Origin of the sequence: Streptomyces sp. NPDC048111 (assembly GCF_043202815.1) — a bacterium.
Classification (GTDB): domain Bacteria; phylum Actinomycetota; class Actinomycetes; order Streptomycetales; family Streptomycetaceae; genus Streptomyces.
Window position 1 is genome coordinate 338,727 of the sequence record NZ_JBIDBD010000001.1, and the last position, 15,833, is coordinate 354,559.

Annotated in this window: 12 protein-coding genes; 5 read left to right on the plus strand and 7 right to left on the minus strand. The window is 73.4% G+C overall.

Annotation, left to right across the window (positions count from 1 at the left end; translation table 11 throughout):
* The first annotated feature begins 25 nt into the window (after positions 1 to 25).
* The 3 genes from ACGF3I_RS01565 to ACGF3I_RS01575 all read left to right on the plus strand — a co-directional run bounded on the left by ACGF3I_RS01565 (position 26) and on the right by ACGF3I_RS01575 (position 3,520).
* Positions 26 to 757, plus strand: a complete 732-nt coding sequence (locus tag ACGF3I_RS01565; RefSeq protein WP_393129089.1) for a FadR/GntR family transcriptional regulator — start codon at positions 26 to 28, stop codon at positions 755 to 757.
* Positions 758 to 988: 231 nt separating this feature from the next.
* Entirely contained in the window at positions 989 to 2,440 is a 1,452-nt protein-coding gene (proP, locus tag ACGF3I_RS01570; RefSeq protein WP_393128475.1) for a glycine betaine/L-proline transporter ProP, read from the plus strand.
* Positions 2,441 to 2,596: 156 nt separating this feature from the next.
* Positions 2,597 to 3,520, plus strand: a complete 924-nt coding sequence (locus tag ACGF3I_RS01575) for a glutaminase (RefSeq protein ID WP_393128476.1) — start codon at positions 2,597 to 2,599, stop codon at positions 3,518 to 3,520.
* Positions 3,521 to 3,556: 36 nt separating this feature from the next.
* Here the strand turns inward: ACGF3I_RS01575 and ACGF3I_RS01580 are convergent, their stop codons facing one another.
* Positions 3,557 to 4,831 (minus strand): MFS transporter, encoded by a 1,275-nt coding sequence (locus ACGF3I_RS01580; RefSeq protein ID WP_393129090.1) that lies wholly within the window; start codon positions 4,829 to 4,831, stop codon positions 3,557 to 3,559.
* 244 nt (positions 4,832 to 5,075) lie between these two features.
* On the opposite strand from ACGF3I_RS01580, the gene ACGF3I_RS01585 reads away from it, so the two are divergent.
* Positions 5,076 to 6,461: an amidase gene (locus ACGF3I_RS01585; protein ID WP_393128477.1), complete on the plus strand. Its 1,386-nt coding sequence runs from the start codon at positions 5,076 to 5,078 to the stop codon at positions 6,459 to 6,461.
* A gap of 171 nt (positions 6,462 to 6,632) precedes the next feature.
* Entirely contained in the window at positions 6,633 to 8,042 is a 1,410-nt protein-coding gene (locus tag ACGF3I_RS01590) for a hypothetical protein (RefSeq protein WP_393128478.1), read from the plus strand.
* Positions 8,043 to 8,063: 21 nt separating this feature from the next.
* Here the strand turns inward: ACGF3I_RS01590 and ACGF3I_RS01595 are convergent, their stop codons facing one another.
* The 6 genes from ACGF3I_RS01595 to ACGF3I_RS01620 form a co-directional block, all read right to left on the minus strand.
* Positions 8,064 to 8,996 carry a class I SAM-dependent methyltransferase gene (locus ACGF3I_RS01595; RefSeq protein ID WP_393128479.1) on the minus strand — a complete coding sequence of 311 codons (933 nt, stop codon included), beginning with the start codon at positions 8,994 to 8,996 and terminating at the stop codon, positions 8,064 to 8,066.
* An 85-nt stretch (positions 8,997 to 9,081) separates the two neighbouring features.
* The gene (locus ACGF3I_RS01600; RefSeq protein ID WP_393128480.1) at positions 9,082 to 9,420 is read right to left on the minus strand and encodes a YkvA family protein; all 339 of its coding nucleotides are present in this window, start codon (positions 9,418 to 9,420) and stop codon (positions 9,082 to 9,084) included.
* A 32-nt stretch (positions 9,421 to 9,452) separates the two neighbouring features.
* Positions 9,453 to 9,983, minus strand: coding sequence for an Asp23/Gls24 family envelope stress response protein (locus tag ACGF3I_RS01605; RefSeq protein WP_393128481.1), 531 nt, complete (start codon positions 9,981 to 9,983; stop codon positions 9,453 to 9,455).
* A 144-nt stretch (positions 9,984 to 10,127) separates the two neighbouring features.
* Entirely contained in the window at positions 10,128 to 11,771 is a 1,644-nt protein-coding gene (locus ACGF3I_RS01610) for an ABC transporter substrate-binding protein (RefSeq protein ID WP_393128482.1), read from the minus strand.
* 54 nt (positions 11,772 to 11,825) lie between these two features.
* Positions 11,826 to 13,955, minus strand: a complete 2,130-nt coding sequence (locus tag ACGF3I_RS01615; protein WP_393128483.1) for a hypothetical protein — start codon at positions 13,953 to 13,955, stop codon at positions 11,826 to 11,828.
* A 209-nt stretch (positions 13,956 to 14,164) separates the two neighbouring features.
* Positions 14,165 to 15,769: an APC family permease gene (locus tag ACGF3I_RS01620; RefSeq protein ID WP_393129091.1), complete on the minus strand. Its 1,605-nt coding sequence runs from the start codon at positions 15,767 to 15,769 to the stop codon at positions 14,165 to 14,167.
* Positions 15,770 to 15,833: the final 64 nt, after the last annotated feature.

Sequence of the window (15,833 nt, forward strand, 5' to 3'; positions counted from 1 at the left end):
TGACAGCTGAAAGTGGGTGACCGCGGTGCCGCTGGGCGCACTCCGTCCAACTCCGTTGGTGGAACAGGCGATTGACCGTCTGCGGGAGCAGATCACCGCGGGCGAGTGGCCCGTTGGCACCCGACTGCCCGGCGAGACGTCGCTGGCCCAGGCCCTCGGGGTCGGCCGCTCGACCGTCCGTGAGGCGCTGCGCGCGCTCGCCGGAGCGGGTCTGGTGCGGGCCCGCCAGGGCGCGGGCGTCTTCGTGATCGCGACCGAGCCGGAGGAGAACTGGTCCGTCCAGCTCCTGAGGGCGGCGGTGGTGGATGTGTACGAGGTGCGCATGATGGTGGAGGTCGAGGCGGTCCAGCTCGCCGCCGCACGGCGTACCGATGCCGACCTGACCGCGATCGAGGCGGCGCTGGCGGGGCGGGCCGAGGCGTCGGGCGGCAGCGACGCGCAGTTCGTGGACGCCGACATCGCGCTGCACGCGGCGGTGGTGGCCGCGGCGCACAATCCGGTGCTGACCGCCCTGTTCACCGAGTTCGTGCCCGCGCTGCGGCAGGGCCTGATCGACCTGGTGCGCCTGCTCGATCTGCGCCGCGGCGATCCGGCGGACGGCGCGGACGGTTCGGACCCTGCGCAGGGCGCGGACGGCGCGGCCGGGCACGCGGCGCTCGTCGCGGCCGTCGCGCGAGGTGACGCGGCGGCGGCCGGACGCGCTCTGCGCGACGAGCTGGAGCGCACCCTCTCCCAGCTCCAGTCCGTCGGGCCCTGAGGGCGCAGCGGGCCACGAGTGCCCGCACCCCCGCCCCCAGCAGCGGGTATTGCGTCACCAACCGGTTTGAGATCGACAACAGGGGCCAGGCGTATCCCCATGGACCAAGGACTCGGGGCCGGCCCGGGACCTTGGTCCCGCGATTCAGGACTTTCACCGGGTATGCGCGCCACCCGGAGGGAGTTCCATGTATGCCGCACCCTTCTGTTCGCCGATCGAGAGAGACGTCGCGTGCTGAGCACCGAGGATCATCACCCAGAGGCCGTCACCCGGCACCGTTCGCTGCGCCGGGCGATCCACCGCCGGCGCAACCCCGCGCTGCGCCGCTCGGACATCACCGTCACGGACGAGGCGGCCGTGAAGCGCGCGGTGAAGGCCACCGCACTGGGCAACGCGATGGAGTGGTTCGACTTCGGCGTCTACTCCTACCTCGCCGTCATCATCGGCAAGGTCTTCTTCTCCGGCGCCGGTGACACGATGCAGGTGATCGCGTCGCTCGCGACCTTCGCTGCCGCCTTCCTGGTCCGCCCGCTCGGCGGCATGTTCTTCGGGCCGCTCGGCGACCGGGTCGGCCGCAAGAAGATCCTCGCCCTCACCATGATCATGATGGCCGCGGCGACCCTGTCGATCGGCCTGATACCCAGCTACGCGACCATCGGCGTCTGGGCGCCGGTGCTGCTGATCGTCTGCCGCATGGTCCAGGGCTTCTCGACCGGTGGTGAGTACGGCGGCGCCGCCACCTTCATCGCCGAGTACGCGCCGGACAAGCGGCGCGGGTTCTGGGGCTCCTTCCTGGAGTTCGGCACCCTGATCGGCTACACCGTGGCGGCCTCCCTGGTGACCGCCCTCACCCTGCTCCTGAGCGACGACGCGATGCAGCAGTGGGGCTGGCGGATCCCGTTCCTGGTGGCAGGCCCGCTCGGCCTCGTCGGTCTCTACCTGCGGCTGAAGCTGGACGAGTCGCCCGCGTTCAAGAAGCTGGAGGAGGCCGGCTCCGGCTCCGTCGAGCACGAGAAGCTCCCGCTGCGGCGCATCCTGTTCGGCAACGGCCGGGCGATGCTGCTGTGCCTGGCCCTGGTCGCGGCGTTCAACATCACCGACTACATGCTGCTCTCGTACATGCCGACGTACCTCTCCACTCTCGGCTTCGACGAGACCAGCGGCCTGATGTCCATCGTCGTCGTGATGATCGTGCTGATGGCGGTCATCAACGCGGTGGGACGGCTCTCCGACCGGGTCGGCCGCAAGCCGGTCCTCATCGGCGGGTCCATCGCCTTCATCGTGCTCGCGACCCCCTGCTTCCTGCTGATCAAGCAGGGCAGCACCCCCGCGGTCTTCGCGGGTCTGCTCGTGCTCGGACTCGCGCTGGTCTGCTACATGGGCACCATGTCGTCGGCGCTGCCCGCGCTGTTCCCGACGGCGATCCGCTACGGCTCCCTCTCCATCGGGTTCAACATCTCGGTGTCCCTGTTCGGCGGTACGACGCCGCTGGTCGTGCAGGGTCTGATCGGAGCCACCGGCAACGACCTGATGCCCGCGTTCTACACGATGCTGGCCGGCGCCGTGGGCCTGGTGGCCGCCGTCGCCATGAAGGAGACGGCCCGCAAGCCGCTGGAGGGCTCCCCGCCGTCGGTCGCCACCGACGAGGAGGCGGCGGAACTCGTCGCCGCGCAGCGCGCCTGACCAACGCCTGGACCGTGGGGCGGCCACCGGCCGCCCCACAGCCGTGTCACCGCACGCGACATCCCCACGTCCGCCGCTCCCCCGCGCTGCACGGGGCCGAGCGGCGGCTGCCGTAGGGTGAGGCAGTCGTGCAGCGCCGCAGGAAGCCGGAGCAAGTTGAGCGTGTCCTCGTCCTTTCAGCCGGTCCTGGACCGCATCGCCACCGAGATCGCGGCCACCCCGGGCCGCGGCCGTCCGGCCGACTACATCCCCGCTCTCGCGGCGGCCGATCCGCGCCGCTTCGGCATGGCGGTCGCCGAACTCGACGGCACGGTGTACGGGGTGGGCGACTGGCAGCACCCCTTCTCCACGCAGTCCATCACCAAGGTCTTCACGCTGGCGCTGTGTCTCGCGCGCGAGGGCGAGGAGCTGTGGGAACACGTCGGCCGCGAGCCCTCCGGCAACCCGTTCAACTCCCTGGTGCAGCTCGAGTACGAGGACGGCATCCCGCGCAACCCGTTCATCAACGCGGGCGCCCTCGTGGTCACCGACCGCCTCCACACCCTGACCGGTGACGCCGCCGGCACACTGCGGGCGTTCCTGCGCACCGAGTCCGGCAACCCCGAGCTCGGCTTCGACGAGCAGGTGGCCGCCTCCGAGGCCGCCCACGGCGACCGCAACGCCGCGCTCGCCCATTTCATGGCGTCGTACGGCAACATCACCAACCCGGTCCCCGGGCTCCTCGACCAGTACGTGCGCCAGTGCTCCCTCGAAGCGTCGTGCGCGGACCTGGCCCGGGCCTCCGGCTTCCTGGCCCGCCACGGCATACTGTCCGACGGCTCCTCACTGCTCACCCGCAGCCGGGCCAAGCAGATCAACGCCGTCATGCTGACGTGCGGCACCTATGACGCGGCCGGGGACTTCGCGCACCGGGTGGGCCTGCCCGGCAAGAGCGGGGTGGGCGGCGGCATCATCGCCGTGGTGCCGGGCCGCTGCACCCTCTGCGTCTGGAGCCCGGGGCTCGACGAGCGCGGCAACTCGGTGGCGGGCGTGGCGGCCCTGGACCGTTTCACCACGCTGACGGGGCTGTCGGTGTTCTGAGCGCCCGCAGCTCACGACCCGTCTGCTGACCGTACGTCAATTGGCTTCAGCGGCAAGCGCGTTGGGGCATTCGGACGAGCCGCCGAACCGGTCCGGGCGGCGGGCGGCCCGGAGCAGCAGGAGCGGGGTCGCCAGCATGGTGCATCCTGCCAGGGCGACCGCGGTGCGCGGTCCGGCCAGTCCGGCCAGCACGCCCCACAGGGCGGTCATCAGGGCGATGGCGGCCTTGCTGGTGATGGTCCACGCGGACAGGGTGCGGGCCACACTCTCGGTGGGGGTCTGTTCGAGGCGGTAGGTGGCGAACACCGGGTTGAAGATCCCGCAGCAGGTGATCAGGCCGAGTTCCACGGTGGCGACGAGGACGAGCCCCCCGGCACCGGGCCCGACAAGCGCGAGCCAGGGCACCCAGCACGCCCGCAGCACCCCGGAGGCCAGCATCACCCGGCGCTGCCCGAACCGTGCGACGAGCCGCCCCACCAGCCGGGAGCCGATGAGCCCCCCGATGCAGGGCGCCCCGAACGCGAGGCCGTACTGCCAGGGCGCGAAGTGCAGCGGGCCGAGCATGAGCGAGGCGAGCACCGGGGCGGTCGCCATGATCAGACCGTTGCACAGCAGGGTGTTGAAGAGCATCGGGCGCAGCGTGGGGTGGCCCAGGATGTGCCGCCATCCCGCGAGCAGCTCGTCCCGCCGCAGTCCCGTCCTGGCGCCGGCGCCCCGGACCGGCGGCGGTGCCTCCCCTCCGCCGATCGCCCGGATGCCCAGGGCCGACAGGAGATAGCTGAGCGCGTCGGCGGTCACGGTGACCACGGGTCCGAACAGTCCGATCGCGAGCCCGCCGAGGGGCGGCCCGATCATGGTGGCGGTCCAGGAGGTGGACTCGAAGCGTCCGTTGGCGACGAGCAGGTGCTCGGGTGCGACGAGCGCCTTGAGATGGGCGCCGCTCGCCGCCCGGAAGGCGATGTCGGCCGCCCCGACGACCACCGACACGAGGAGCAGCTGACCGAGGCCGAGCAGGCCGAGGGCGAAGGCGACGGGCACACTGACGAGGGCCGCGCAGCGGACGAGGTCCGCCGCGATCATCACGGGCCGTTTGCGGCGGAACTCCACCCAGGGGCCGAGCGGCACCGCGAGCACCGTACCGACGGCAAGACCCGTCGCGGCCAGCGCCGACACCGCGGCCGGCCCCGCGTGCAGCACGAGGATCGCGATCACGGGGAGCGCGTCGAACGCCAGCATCGTGCCGACCGTGCTCACTCCGTACGCGGCCCACAGCCACCCGAACCGCCGCCCCAGCGACGCCCGCCCGCCCACCATGCCCGGCACCTCTTCCTGCCCCGAAGGCCCCGACGGCCCGGACGACCCCGGCGACCGCGACGACCCCGAAGACAGCGATTGTGCACCCGCGTGCCCTCCGGGTCCGCACCGGCTCCCTCCTCCGGACGACCGGACGGGGCCGAATCCCGCCGCCTCGGCGATCGAGGCATCGACAGGGGGCGTACCACCGTACACAGTGGCCCCTTCAGCCTCATGACCGAGTCGGCAGCAAGGAGTCACCGTGACCAGCTGGGCAGGACGCACGGCCGTCGATATAGCCGGGGCGGTGCGCCGCAAGGAGGTCGCGCCCCGCGACGTGGTCGCCGACCACCTGGCCAGGATCGCCGCGCTCGACGGGCGCGTGGGCGCGTTCCGCGTGGTGCGCGCGGCAGCGGCGGTGGCGGAGGCGGACGCGATCGGCGCGCGCGGCGACCTGTCCCGTCTGCCGCTCGCCGGTGTCCCGGTGGCCGTCAAGGACAACCTCCCGGTGCGCGGCGAGAGCACCCGCAACGGCTCGGCGGCGACCCCGGCCACCCCGGCCGACGAGGACCACGTGACCGTCGCCAGGCTCCGCGCGGCGGGCGCGGTGGTGGTGGGGCTCACCCACGTGCCGGAGCTGTGTGTCTACGGCACCACGGACGGGGTGCACGGCATCGCCCGCAATCCGTGGGATCCGGCGCGCACGGCCGGCGGTTCGTCCGGCGGCAGCGCGGCGGCCGTGGCGGCGGGCTTCGTGCCCCTCGCGCTCGGCAACGACGGCATGGGCTCGCTGCGCATTCCGGCCGCGCACTGCGGGCTCATCGGCCTCAAGCCCGGCACCGGGCGCGTCCCCTTCGAGCTCGGCGGCGGCTGGTTCGGGATGTCGGAGCACGGCCCGCTGGCAACGACGGCCGCGGACGCGCGGCTGATGTTCTCGGTCCTGGCCGGTGAACCGGACGACGGCGCAGGGGACTTCGAGGAGGGTGAGCCCCCGCACCCGGAGCGCGGCGCGCTCAGCATCGCCTTCTCCACCCGCAGCCCGGTCGCCGGGGTGCGCGTCGGCGGCGCCTACGCGGCGCTGGCCCGACGCGCCGCACGCACCCTTTCCGGCGCGGGTCACCACGTGGTCACCGCGCACCCTCCCTACCCCGCGACCTTCGGGGCGGTGATCCTGGCCCGCTGGACGGGAGGTGTGGCGCAGGACGCCGAGGGGCTCGACCCCCAGCTGCTCGCGCCCCGCACCCGTCGTCATGCGCGGCTCGGGCGGATCGCCGGGCACCTCGGCATGCTGCGCACCGACCACCGCGCCGCTCTGAACCGTCGCCTTGGGCCGTTCTTCGAGGAGTACGACGTGCTGCTGACCCCCGCGCTCGCCCGGCCGGGCCCGGCCGCCGGGGCGTGGCACGAGCGCGGCTGGCTCGCCAACACCCTTGCCAACACGGCCTGTTCGCCCATGACCCCGCCGTGGAACCTCTCCGGGCGGCCCGCCCTCGCGATGCCCTTCGGCACCCTGCCGTCGGGGCTGCCCGGTTCCGTGCAGCTCGTGGGGCGGCCCGGCTCGGAGCACCAACTGCTGGATCTGGCCGCGCAGTTGCAGGAGCTGCACCCCTGGCGCCGGACCGCGCCGCTGGGAGAGCCCGCGGTCTGAGCCCGGAGCGTTCCGGTACGGGCCGCACCTCTCGTAGGTGAAGCTTCAACCGACGTTCCCCGCACGCGAGTTGGCGGTTCCCGAGATGACCGCGCCCCCGGCGGCATGGCATGATCATCTTCACGTTACCTGTCAGTAACGGCCACCCCCCGACTCGAAGGTCACTCCTCCGTGCGCACGCTCTCCAGACGCCTCCTGCTCCCCGGCCTGACCGCCCTCGCGCTCGCGGGCACCGGCTGCTCCGCGCCGGCCGCCCCCGCCGCGGCCGGTGCGCCGGCGAGCGCCTCGACCTCCTCGCCCGCGGCCGGCGAGGCCCGACGGCTCACCGTGGACGCGGCGCCGCAGGGTTCGGCCGAGCCCACCCCCCTTGCCCGTACCCGTTCGGGCAAGGGGCCGCAGAAGTCCACCCTGAAGGTTCTCTCGTACGACCGGGCCGGCGGACGCGCCGTCATCACCACCGCTCCCCCGAGCCACACGGCCGGGCCGAGCCGCGCCCCGAGCCACTCCCCCGCGCCCGGCGACGAGCCCGTAGCGGTGGGCGACGTCATCGCCGGCGCGCCGGCCCCCGGAGCACCGGACGGGCTGCTCGCCAAGGTCACTCAGGTCGTGGGCCGCACGGACCGGGGCACCGAGGTGAAGACCGCGCCGACGACGCTCGCCTCCGCCCTGGGGGACGACAAGGCGGACGGGAAGGTGCCGGTCGATCCCGCCTCCGTCACCGTCGTTCCCCTGATGAAGGGGGTGACGTTCTCCTGGGCCAAGGGCCAGGGCGTACGGTTCGGGCCGCAGGGCGCCACGCTGCCGCTGGGCAGTCTGCGCCTCGACGTGAACGCGGCCGTGGACACCGCCAAGGACGCCCCGGCCTCGGCCGCCGCCTCCGTCTCCGGCTTCGTGCAGCTCGCCCCGCAGGTGGAGTTCGCGTACGACGGCAGCGGGCACGGCGGGCACGGCATCGGCCAGGCCTTCCTCGGGATGAGCGGCGACTGGTCCTCGCGGTGGGCGCTCAAGGGCCGCGCCGCCGCGAGCACGGGCGGGCCCAAGCGGCTTCCCTTCGCCAAGCTGCACAGCGCTCCCGTCATCCAGGTCGGCCCGGTGCCCGTCGTCGTCAGCCTCGACCTGACCTGCTACGTACAGGTGGAGGCCGACGGCCAGGTCACCCTCGACGTCGAACAGGACGTCAAGGGCGACTTCCGGGTGGGTGGCAGCTATGCGGCGGGCAAGGGCTGGGCCCCCGTGAGCACGTCGGCCGTGCACAGCACCCCGGTGAACGCGAGCGTCGCGGCCGCCGGGAAGGTCAAGGGCGCGCTCGGCGCCGAGGCCTCGGTCGGTCTGTACGGAGCCGTCGGCGTCACCGCGGACTTCGCGCCGTCGCTGCGCGGCGAGGCCGACGCCCGGGCCACCGCGTCCAGCGACGGCAAGGCATCGGCCCACGCCTCCTGGGCGGTGTACGGCGGCTTCGACCTGAGCGGCCGGCTCGACTTCCACCTGTCCCTGTTCGGTACGCCGGTGATCGAGCACCGCATCCCGCTCGGCGCGCTGCACCGCGAGTGGGTCCTCGCCCGGGGGCACGCCGAGCGGTGACGGGCCTGCACCGGCCCGCCGTCAGGCGGGGCGCACGCCCGTGTGGACGGTGGTCGCGGACAGCAGGAACACGTCGCTCCGGCGCAGGATGCCCTGCGGGGACGTCGGATCGAGCAGCAGGTCGAGCGTCTTGACGTCGTCGGCGTCCAGGGAGTCGCTCATCATCTCCCGCAGCCGCGTCAGCTGCGTGTGCAGGAAGGTGCGGGCGGACTCGCCCAGGGGGGCGGGCAGGTCGAGCAGCAGCGTGAAGCTGGTGACCCGGGTGAGGCCCGCGAGGCGGAGCATCGCCGGCCAGTCCTCGACCACGGAGGTGCTGCCGGGCAGTTCACCGCGCATGATCTCGAACCAGTCCTCCTGCACCGCGTCGAGCCGGGCCTGCAGCCCGGGCCGGCCGACGCCGATGTCACGCGGCAGGAACCGCGGCGGCAGGCCGCCCTCGGCCACCGCCAGCAGCCCGCCCGGGTTCAGCGAGGCGGCGAGCGCGTCGAGCACGCCCTGCTGGTCGCCGATGTGGTGCACGGCCTTGCTGCTCCAGATCAGGTCGGCCGCGCCCAGTCCGCCGTCCAGGCCGTCGGGCAGTTCGGCGTGCCGGACGTTCACCTGCCCACCGACGCCGAGCCGCTCGGCGCGGGCCAGGGTGTGGTCGAGCAGGGCGGGCGCGCCGTCGACGGCGACGGTTTCGGCGCCGGGGAAGGCCTCGGCCAGTACGCAGGTCATCACGCCGGGTCCGCTGCCGACGTCGAGGATCCGGCGCACCTCGTGCCCGCTCCCGAGCAGCTCGCCCAGGCGGGCCGCCGTGCCGCGCAGGACGGGGAGGTGGAGTTCGCCGCTGTTCTCCAGGTGGGCGGTCATCGCCGCCCAGTCGAGTTCGCCGTGCTGGTGGCTCTGGGCATGGGCCTTGGCGTGGCCGTGGGTGTGGGTGTGGGTGTGTCCGGACTCGTTGGGTGCGCTCATGCCCAGGAGCGTGCGCCCGCCGGGCCCGGACGGCAACTTTCGTTGCCGTTTCCGGGACGGGGTGGCGCTTGCGGGCGCCGCTCCCTCACCAGCGCGACCGGCCTCCGGGCTCGACCGCGTACTCACCGCCGAGTTCCGCCTCGCTCCGGTGCGAGACCCGTGCGGCCGCCATGTGCAGGGTGCGCAGGGCGAGGAGCAGCACCCCGATGTCGTCCAGGTAGATCGGGTCCGGCAGCAGGTCGACGGGGCTGACGACGTAGAGGAGCGCGCCCCACCAGGCCGCCTTGTGCGTCAGCGGGATGCCGGCGTCCCGCAGGAGTTTGCGGGCCTTCACCAGACGTACCGTCAGGACGGCCGCCCCCACGGCGGTCGCCAGGAGGGCGACGGCCGCGAGGGCCAGGCCCACTTTCACTTCCGTGCTCATCGAGCCGCCTTCCGTCGCCTGTCCCCGCGATGCTACTGAAGCCGGCTCTCCACGGCCTCGGAGGCGTTCTCCTCCGGGAGGTGGACGTCGCTCACCGCGATGTTCACCTCGACGACCTCCAGCTCCGTCATGCGCTCCACGGCCCCGATGACGTTCACCCTGATCTCAGCGGCGATCTCGGGGATGCTCACGCCGTATTCGACGACGACCTCCAGGTCGATCGCGGTCTGCCGCTCGCCGACCTCGACCTTCACGCCCCGGGTGACGGGGACGCGGCCCGGGCGTATCGCGCCGAGCGTGCGCGCGAGTCCGCCGCCGAGCGCGTGCACGCCGGGGACCTCGCGGGCGGCGAGCCCGGCGATCTTCTCCACGACGCCGCCCGCGATGCTGGTCCGGCCGCGGGTCGCGGGCGGCTGGCCCGCGCCGCTCCTGGCGGGCTCCAGCGTGGTGCTCTCCGTGGCCGTGCCCTCCGCCGCGGTGCTTTCCGTGGCGGTGCTCGCCATGGCGGTGCGGAACTCGTCGGACGCGGGTTTGTGCAAGGTCTGGCTGATCGGCTCCGTCATGCGAAGCCACCTCCTCGGCAGGCGCTTCGGCGGCCCGGCCGGCCGCCTCGTCACTCCCTTCGGGTACCGTGCCGCGGCCGGTTCATGCGGGGCCGGTGCGAACCGGCCCCGCGCAGGCCGTCGCGCCTTCGCGGATGCCGGGGCTCAGCAGCCGGGCGCGCCCTTGCCCCCGCGCTGCGGGAGGCTGAGGTTGGGGGCGCCGTCGGGCCAGGTCAGGGCGACCGTCCTGGCGGAGCCGTCGGAGCCGAGCTGGACCACCGGCGTGGGCTTGCCCGCCGGCGAGCCGTCGCTGCCGAACGACAGCCAGCCGCTGGCGCCCGGCAGCATCTGCGCGCAGTAGAACTGGTGCAGGATCCCGGTCTCCAGGCCCGGGTTCTTCAGTCCGACGGCGTCGCGCCGGCCCGCGCTGATCGCCGCCACGGCCGCGTCGTGCGTGAGCATGGCCTGGCCGCTGGCGAGGTCGGCGGGGTCGAAGGAGAGGGACGGCGCGTCCTTGTCGCCCGTGATGGGCTGGCCGGTGCAGGGGTCGGGGCGGCCGGTGAAGGCCGTCCAGAACTGGTCGTAGTTGTGCTTGGCGTCCGATCCCGGACACTCCTTGCCCCACTCGTCGGGGCTGGCCAGCGCGGTGTAGGCCACGGTGACGCGCCCGGAGGCGATGCCGCTGAGGACGGCCTTGTCGCGGATCGCCTCGGAGGCGTCGTCGCCGGCGAGGATGTGCAGCTGAGCGATCCCGCACGGCGGCCCCTGCACCCAGTTCTCGACGAACGCGCCGAGGTCGCGGCCCCGGCCGGCGAAGTAGACGACGGAGGGCGCGGCCTGGCACAGGTTGGCGTGCATGAGGTTGAACTGCTGCACCAGATAGGCCTGGCGGCCCGAGCCGGCGGACAGGTCGCCGGGCGAGCTGTAGGGCAGGACGGTCACGGTGCGGTTCGGCGCCTTGAACGTGGTCCTGGCCGCCTCGGCCAGCGTCCGCGTGTAGTCGTCGCCGGTGACGCTGTCCGCGACGACCGCGAGCGAGGTGGCGGCGGGCCGCAGGGTGGACACGTACTGGTTGGCGGCGATCACCGAGTCCGAGTTGGTGGGCGACACCCGGAACAGGTCGGGGATCAGCTTCTTGCCGGCGGGGTCGCCGGGGTCGAGGTTCATCGAGTCGCCCGTCACGGTGGATCCGATGACGGGAATGTGCAGCTGGGCCGAGATGGCCGCGGCGGCGTGGCGGGTCTGCTCGGTGGACTGGCCGAGCCCGATGACCGCCGAGATGTGCTCGCCGCCCGCCTGCTTCTTCAGCTGGGCGACGGTCTGCTCCCACGAGCCGTACTGGCTGCCCATGTTGGCGAGGTACAGCTTGATCGAGGGCGTACTCCCGTACGCGGCCGTGTGGTTGGCCCGCCACACCGCCGTCAGGGCGCCCTCGATGTTCGGGTAGAGCGACTCGTAGGTCAGGGTGTCCACATCGGTGACCGGCGAGAGGTCCAGCATCAGGACGACGCTGATGTACGGGCCGCTCACCGTGTCATTGGCCGCCTTGACCTGTTTCTGCAACTCCCGCATACGGGCGGGCTCGTGGTCGGTGAACGGGCCGCTGTCGATGTTCACACCGGCGCAGGCGAGGGGTGAGCCCGTGGCGGTCAGGCCGGTGCCACAGGTGAGCGAGGGCGGGAAGAGCCGGCCGTAGCCCCAGCGTCCGCCGAAGACCAGGCCGGCGAGGATCACGAGGGCCGCGAGGGCGGAGAGCACGGGGTGGCGGCGCAGCCGGCCGAAGCGCGGGTTGCCTACAGCGGGTGGCATGGACACTCCTTGCGGTGCGTCGGCGGACGCGGGGGCGCCGCGTCCGCCGCTGGGCTAGGCGAAGGCGGCCGCCGCCTGCTGGAGCGGACTGACGTCCAGCAGGCGGGAGTTGTGCGCGAGGCGGGTGAAGCATTCCTGTATCTCGCCGTCCCAGCGCCGGGTGTGCTCGGTCAGCGGGTCGTTGTACAGCCACAGCAGGGCGAGCAGCTTCGCGGTGGCCACGGCAGGCACCGTCTGCCCGCCGTCCTCCACGCCGTGCAGCAGCGTGGCGTACGCGTCCTGCGGCGCGTGCTCGTACAGCGGGCGGCAGGGCGCGGACGCGAGGTAGTCGAGCAGCCGGATCCAGGCCCGGTGGTCCTCGTCGAAGCGGGCGGCGAGGGCCGCGGCGACGGGGGCGAAACGGCCGAGCGCCAGGTCGTGGAAGAGGCGCCGCTCCACCGCTGCGGTGTCCTCGTCCTGGGACGGTGGCGCGGCCAGTGCCGCCGACTGGGCGGTGAACACCCGGTACCAGGGCGCCGGTTCGTCGGAACGCGACGGCTGCGCGGTGTTGAGGGCGGTGAGGGCGGAGCGCGACAGCCAGGGGTGCAGGGTGGCCGGAGCGTCCGAGTCGGCCCAGCCGATCCGGCGGATGCGGGAGGGGCGGTGGGTGAAGGTGCTCACCCACAGGTGGCGGCGCAGCAGTTCGAGGCTGCGCGGCAGCTCCGTGGAGCCGGCGGGCAGCCGCGGGTCCTGGGCCGTGCGGACGTCGGCGAGGTAGGCGGCGGCCTGGACGACCGCGGGCGTGGTGCTCCAGGTGGCGCCCGGGACGGGCAGCCCTTCGGGCAGGCTGCTCTCCAGCGCGTGCGACCACAGGGGTGTGCCGTCCTCGTCGGCGGGCGCGACCAGTGACACGGCGGGCCCGTGCGGGCCGGGACGGGCCGCGAACGGCTCATCGAGGACGGCCGAGACGGCGCCCCGGTGGCCGCCGGTCAGCCGGTGCACGACGGACGCGGGCAGGGGCCGCGCGGGCGACGGGTCGGACCGGTCCATCGCGTAGCCGACCTGCTCCTCGGTCATCGGGTCGAGCCACACGGGGTACCACCAGGCCGCCGCGGGCCCGCGCTCGGCGCCGGCGGCCGTCTCGTTCTCGGCGGCCCACAGGGTGCGCGTGGCGCGCGAGAGGAGCGGGACGCGGCGCTGGGGCGTGCCCGCGAGCGGCGTCGAACGCCAGGGCTCGCACCACCAGGACGTCCACTCGGACTGCCACTGCGCGCAGGCGGACAGGACGAGCAGCGGGTCGGCCGCCCCGGTGCCGTCGGGATCGGCCAGCTGGTTGCGGGCGCGGGCGGCGGCCAGCTCGGTCAGGAAGCGGCGGCCGGACGGGGTCTGGGCGCCGTCCACCAGGAGCACCCAGGCGTGGTCGTGCCGGTCGCGGCGGGAGCCGCGGGTCGGCAGCGCGCAGGAGCAGGCGGAGCGCAGCGGCGGATGGCGCTCGGCCTGGTCCTTGACGTCGGCGAGGAAGGCCGCCATCAGGGGGCCGACCGCCGCCGAGCGCGAGGTGGAGCTCAACCGGATCAGGGCGTCGACGGAGCGCGCGGACTCCGCCTCGGGAACGCTGACGTGCCAGCGCAGCGCGTCCCGTACGCTCCAGCGCGCGGCGCTCTGGAACAGCGATCCGATGACGGGTCTGGCCTGTTCGCGGACCGCCGCGACCACTTCGCGCGCGGGCCCGGACACCAGGGGGCTCAGCGCGCCCTGGGCGACGATGTCCATCGTGCCGGCCGCGGCGTCCCCCAGGCGGCCCGCGATCCTGCCGTGCGGGGTGCTGCGGGTGTACTGCTGGATGAGCTCGCGGATCTGCTCGGTGGCCCGGTTGCGGTCGGCGTCCAGGTTCTCGTTGAGGGCGAGCAGACCGAGGCCGAAGCGGTGGAAGACCGGGCCGTGGCGCAGGTTGTCCCAGCCGCGCATCATCTGGAACGCGGCCAGGGCCGCCGCCGAGACCGGGTCGACCGGGTTCTCGTCGAAGTCGAGCCCGGCATGGATCACCGTGCCGCCGCACGCCCGTGACACGGCGCGCAGCAGCTCGGTCTTGCCGGAGGCGCGGGGCCCCAACAGGGCCACCACCGGCTGCCGTTGACCTGGCTGGCGCCACAGCATGTGCCGCAGGAACGCGTCCGCGCCCGCTGCCGCATCAAGATCCCCCACCGCACTCACCGTCCCCCGGAACCGGCACGCCGAAGGTGCACCTTCGGCCACGATCGACACGGAAGGTAACACCGGAGGGACGCGCCGCGACGGGTGTTCCCGCACATCCGGCCCCCGGATGCGCGGCTCTGCGGCACTTGAGTGGGTTCGGGATCGCGGTCGTGGCCCGCTCCGGCCCATCTGCCGCGCCGGGGAAGGGCGTTGGCGCGTCAGTCGACGGGCAGCGCGGTGACCGGAGCCGTACGCAGATGGTCCGCGCCCGAGCGGACCGCCCAGACGAACACCGCCAGGGACAGCGCCCCCACCGCCACGGAGTCGTACGGGGCGGGCAGGTGTCCCGAGCCGCCGAAGGTGCCGAGCCAGGACAGCAGGGTCAGGGCGGCGAGCTGGAAGATGAGCCAGGCGCCGTGGCGCAGCTCGAGACGGGTGGGGCGGCCGTCGGCGTCGCGGCGCAGCAGCAGGAACAGCGGGACGCCCGCGAGCACCAGGGGCAGCGCCAGCCGCAGATGGTGCCAGCCCGACCAGTACACGAACTCGCAGGCCACGACGTAACTGATGGGCGCGATCCAGTGCACCCCGGGCACCTGCCCGTCGGCGGGCGGCAGTCCCCGGTCGCGGTCGTGGGCACGGAAGGAGGCGGCGGCCACCGCCGAGGCCGCGTACACGATGAGGTACATGTCGCCCATCACGCTCACGATGTCCTGCCAGCCGCCGAACGGCAGCATGAACACGATGATGACGAGGAGGTTCAGGAGCAGGGCGCGGCGGGCCGTTCCGGAGCGGGGGTCGATCCGCATGAAGAACCGGGGCAGCAGGCCGTTCTTGGCGAGGGCGTAGGTGTGCCGGGCGTCGATGGCGACGCCCACGTAGGCGGAGCCGCCGGGCGAGACGACCGCGTCCGCGTAGAGCAGGGTGGCGAGCCAGTGCAGGTTGAGCACCAGGGCGAGCTGGCCGAACGGCGAGTCGAAGTTGACGCCCTGCCAGCCGTGGCCGAGGAGCGAGTCGGGCACGGTGAACAGGAACGCGAGTTGCAGTCCCAGGTAGACGAGCACGGCGAGTGCGATGCCGGTGAGCACCGCGAGGGGCACGGTGCGCCGCGGGTTGCGGGCCTCGCCGGAGAAGTCGAGGGGCGCCTGGAAGCCGTTGACCGAGTAGACGATGCCGCCGCCGGCCAGGGCGGTCAGACAGGCCGCGTAGCCGTAGGGGGCGAAGCCGCCGTGGTCGGTGAGCCGGCCTGTGTGGGTGCCGGAGAGGAACAGGGCGACCACGGTCAGGACGGGAATGAGCACCTTGAACAGCGACACCAGGTTGTTCAGGCGCGCGAAGGCGCGGACCGCGAACCAGTTGAGCGCGGTGAGCAGGACGCTCAGACCGGTGGCCACGGCGAGCCCCGAGCCGGTGAGGCGGCCGTGGTCGTAGAGGCCCGGCAGATAGTGGGCGGCGTACTGCATGATCGCGCTGATCTCCGCGGCCGTGCCGCCCACCGAGAGCAGCACCGACCATCCGACGACGGTGCCGACCAGGCGCCCGCTCGCGTAGAGCGGCCAGCGCACGGTGCCGCCGCCCTCGGGCCGGGTGGCCCCGAGCTCCACCATCACCAGCGCCACCAGCGCGCACAGCACGCCCGCGCCCACCCAGGAGAGCAGCGCGGCCGGGCCCGCCGTCTGGGCGGCGAACATCGCGGCGAACAGCCAGCCCGAACCGAGGATGTTGGAGAAGCCGATCGCTGTCAGGCTCCAGAAACCGAGTTCCTTGCGGAGCCGCCGCTCCTCGCCCAGCACGGTCAGGACCTCGGGGGGCTCCCCCGGTGTGATCGGCCGCACGCGCGCCCGCCTCCTCGCATGACGTGGGACAAGAGTGCCCAGCGTGTCATGTCCG

Bases quoted from the DNA above. Each gene is read 5' to 3' on its own strand.
- ACGF3I_RS01595 (WP_393128479.1), bottom strand. From the start codon at position 8,996: ATGAGCGCACCCAACGAGTCCGGACACACCCACACCCACACCCACGGC.
- ACGF3I_RS01600 (WP_393128480.1), bottom strand. From the start codon at position 9,420: ATGAGCACGGAAGTGAAAGTGGGCCTGGCCCTCGCGGCCGTCGCCCTC.
- ACGF3I_RS01605 (WP_393128481.1), bottom strand. From the start codon at position 9,983: ATGACGGAGCCGATCAGCCAGACCTTGCACAAACCCGCGTCCGACGAG.
- ACGF3I_RS01610 (WP_393128482.1), bottom strand. From the start codon at position 11,771: ATGCCACCCGCTGTAGGCAACCCGCGCTTCGGCCGGCTGCGCCGCCAC.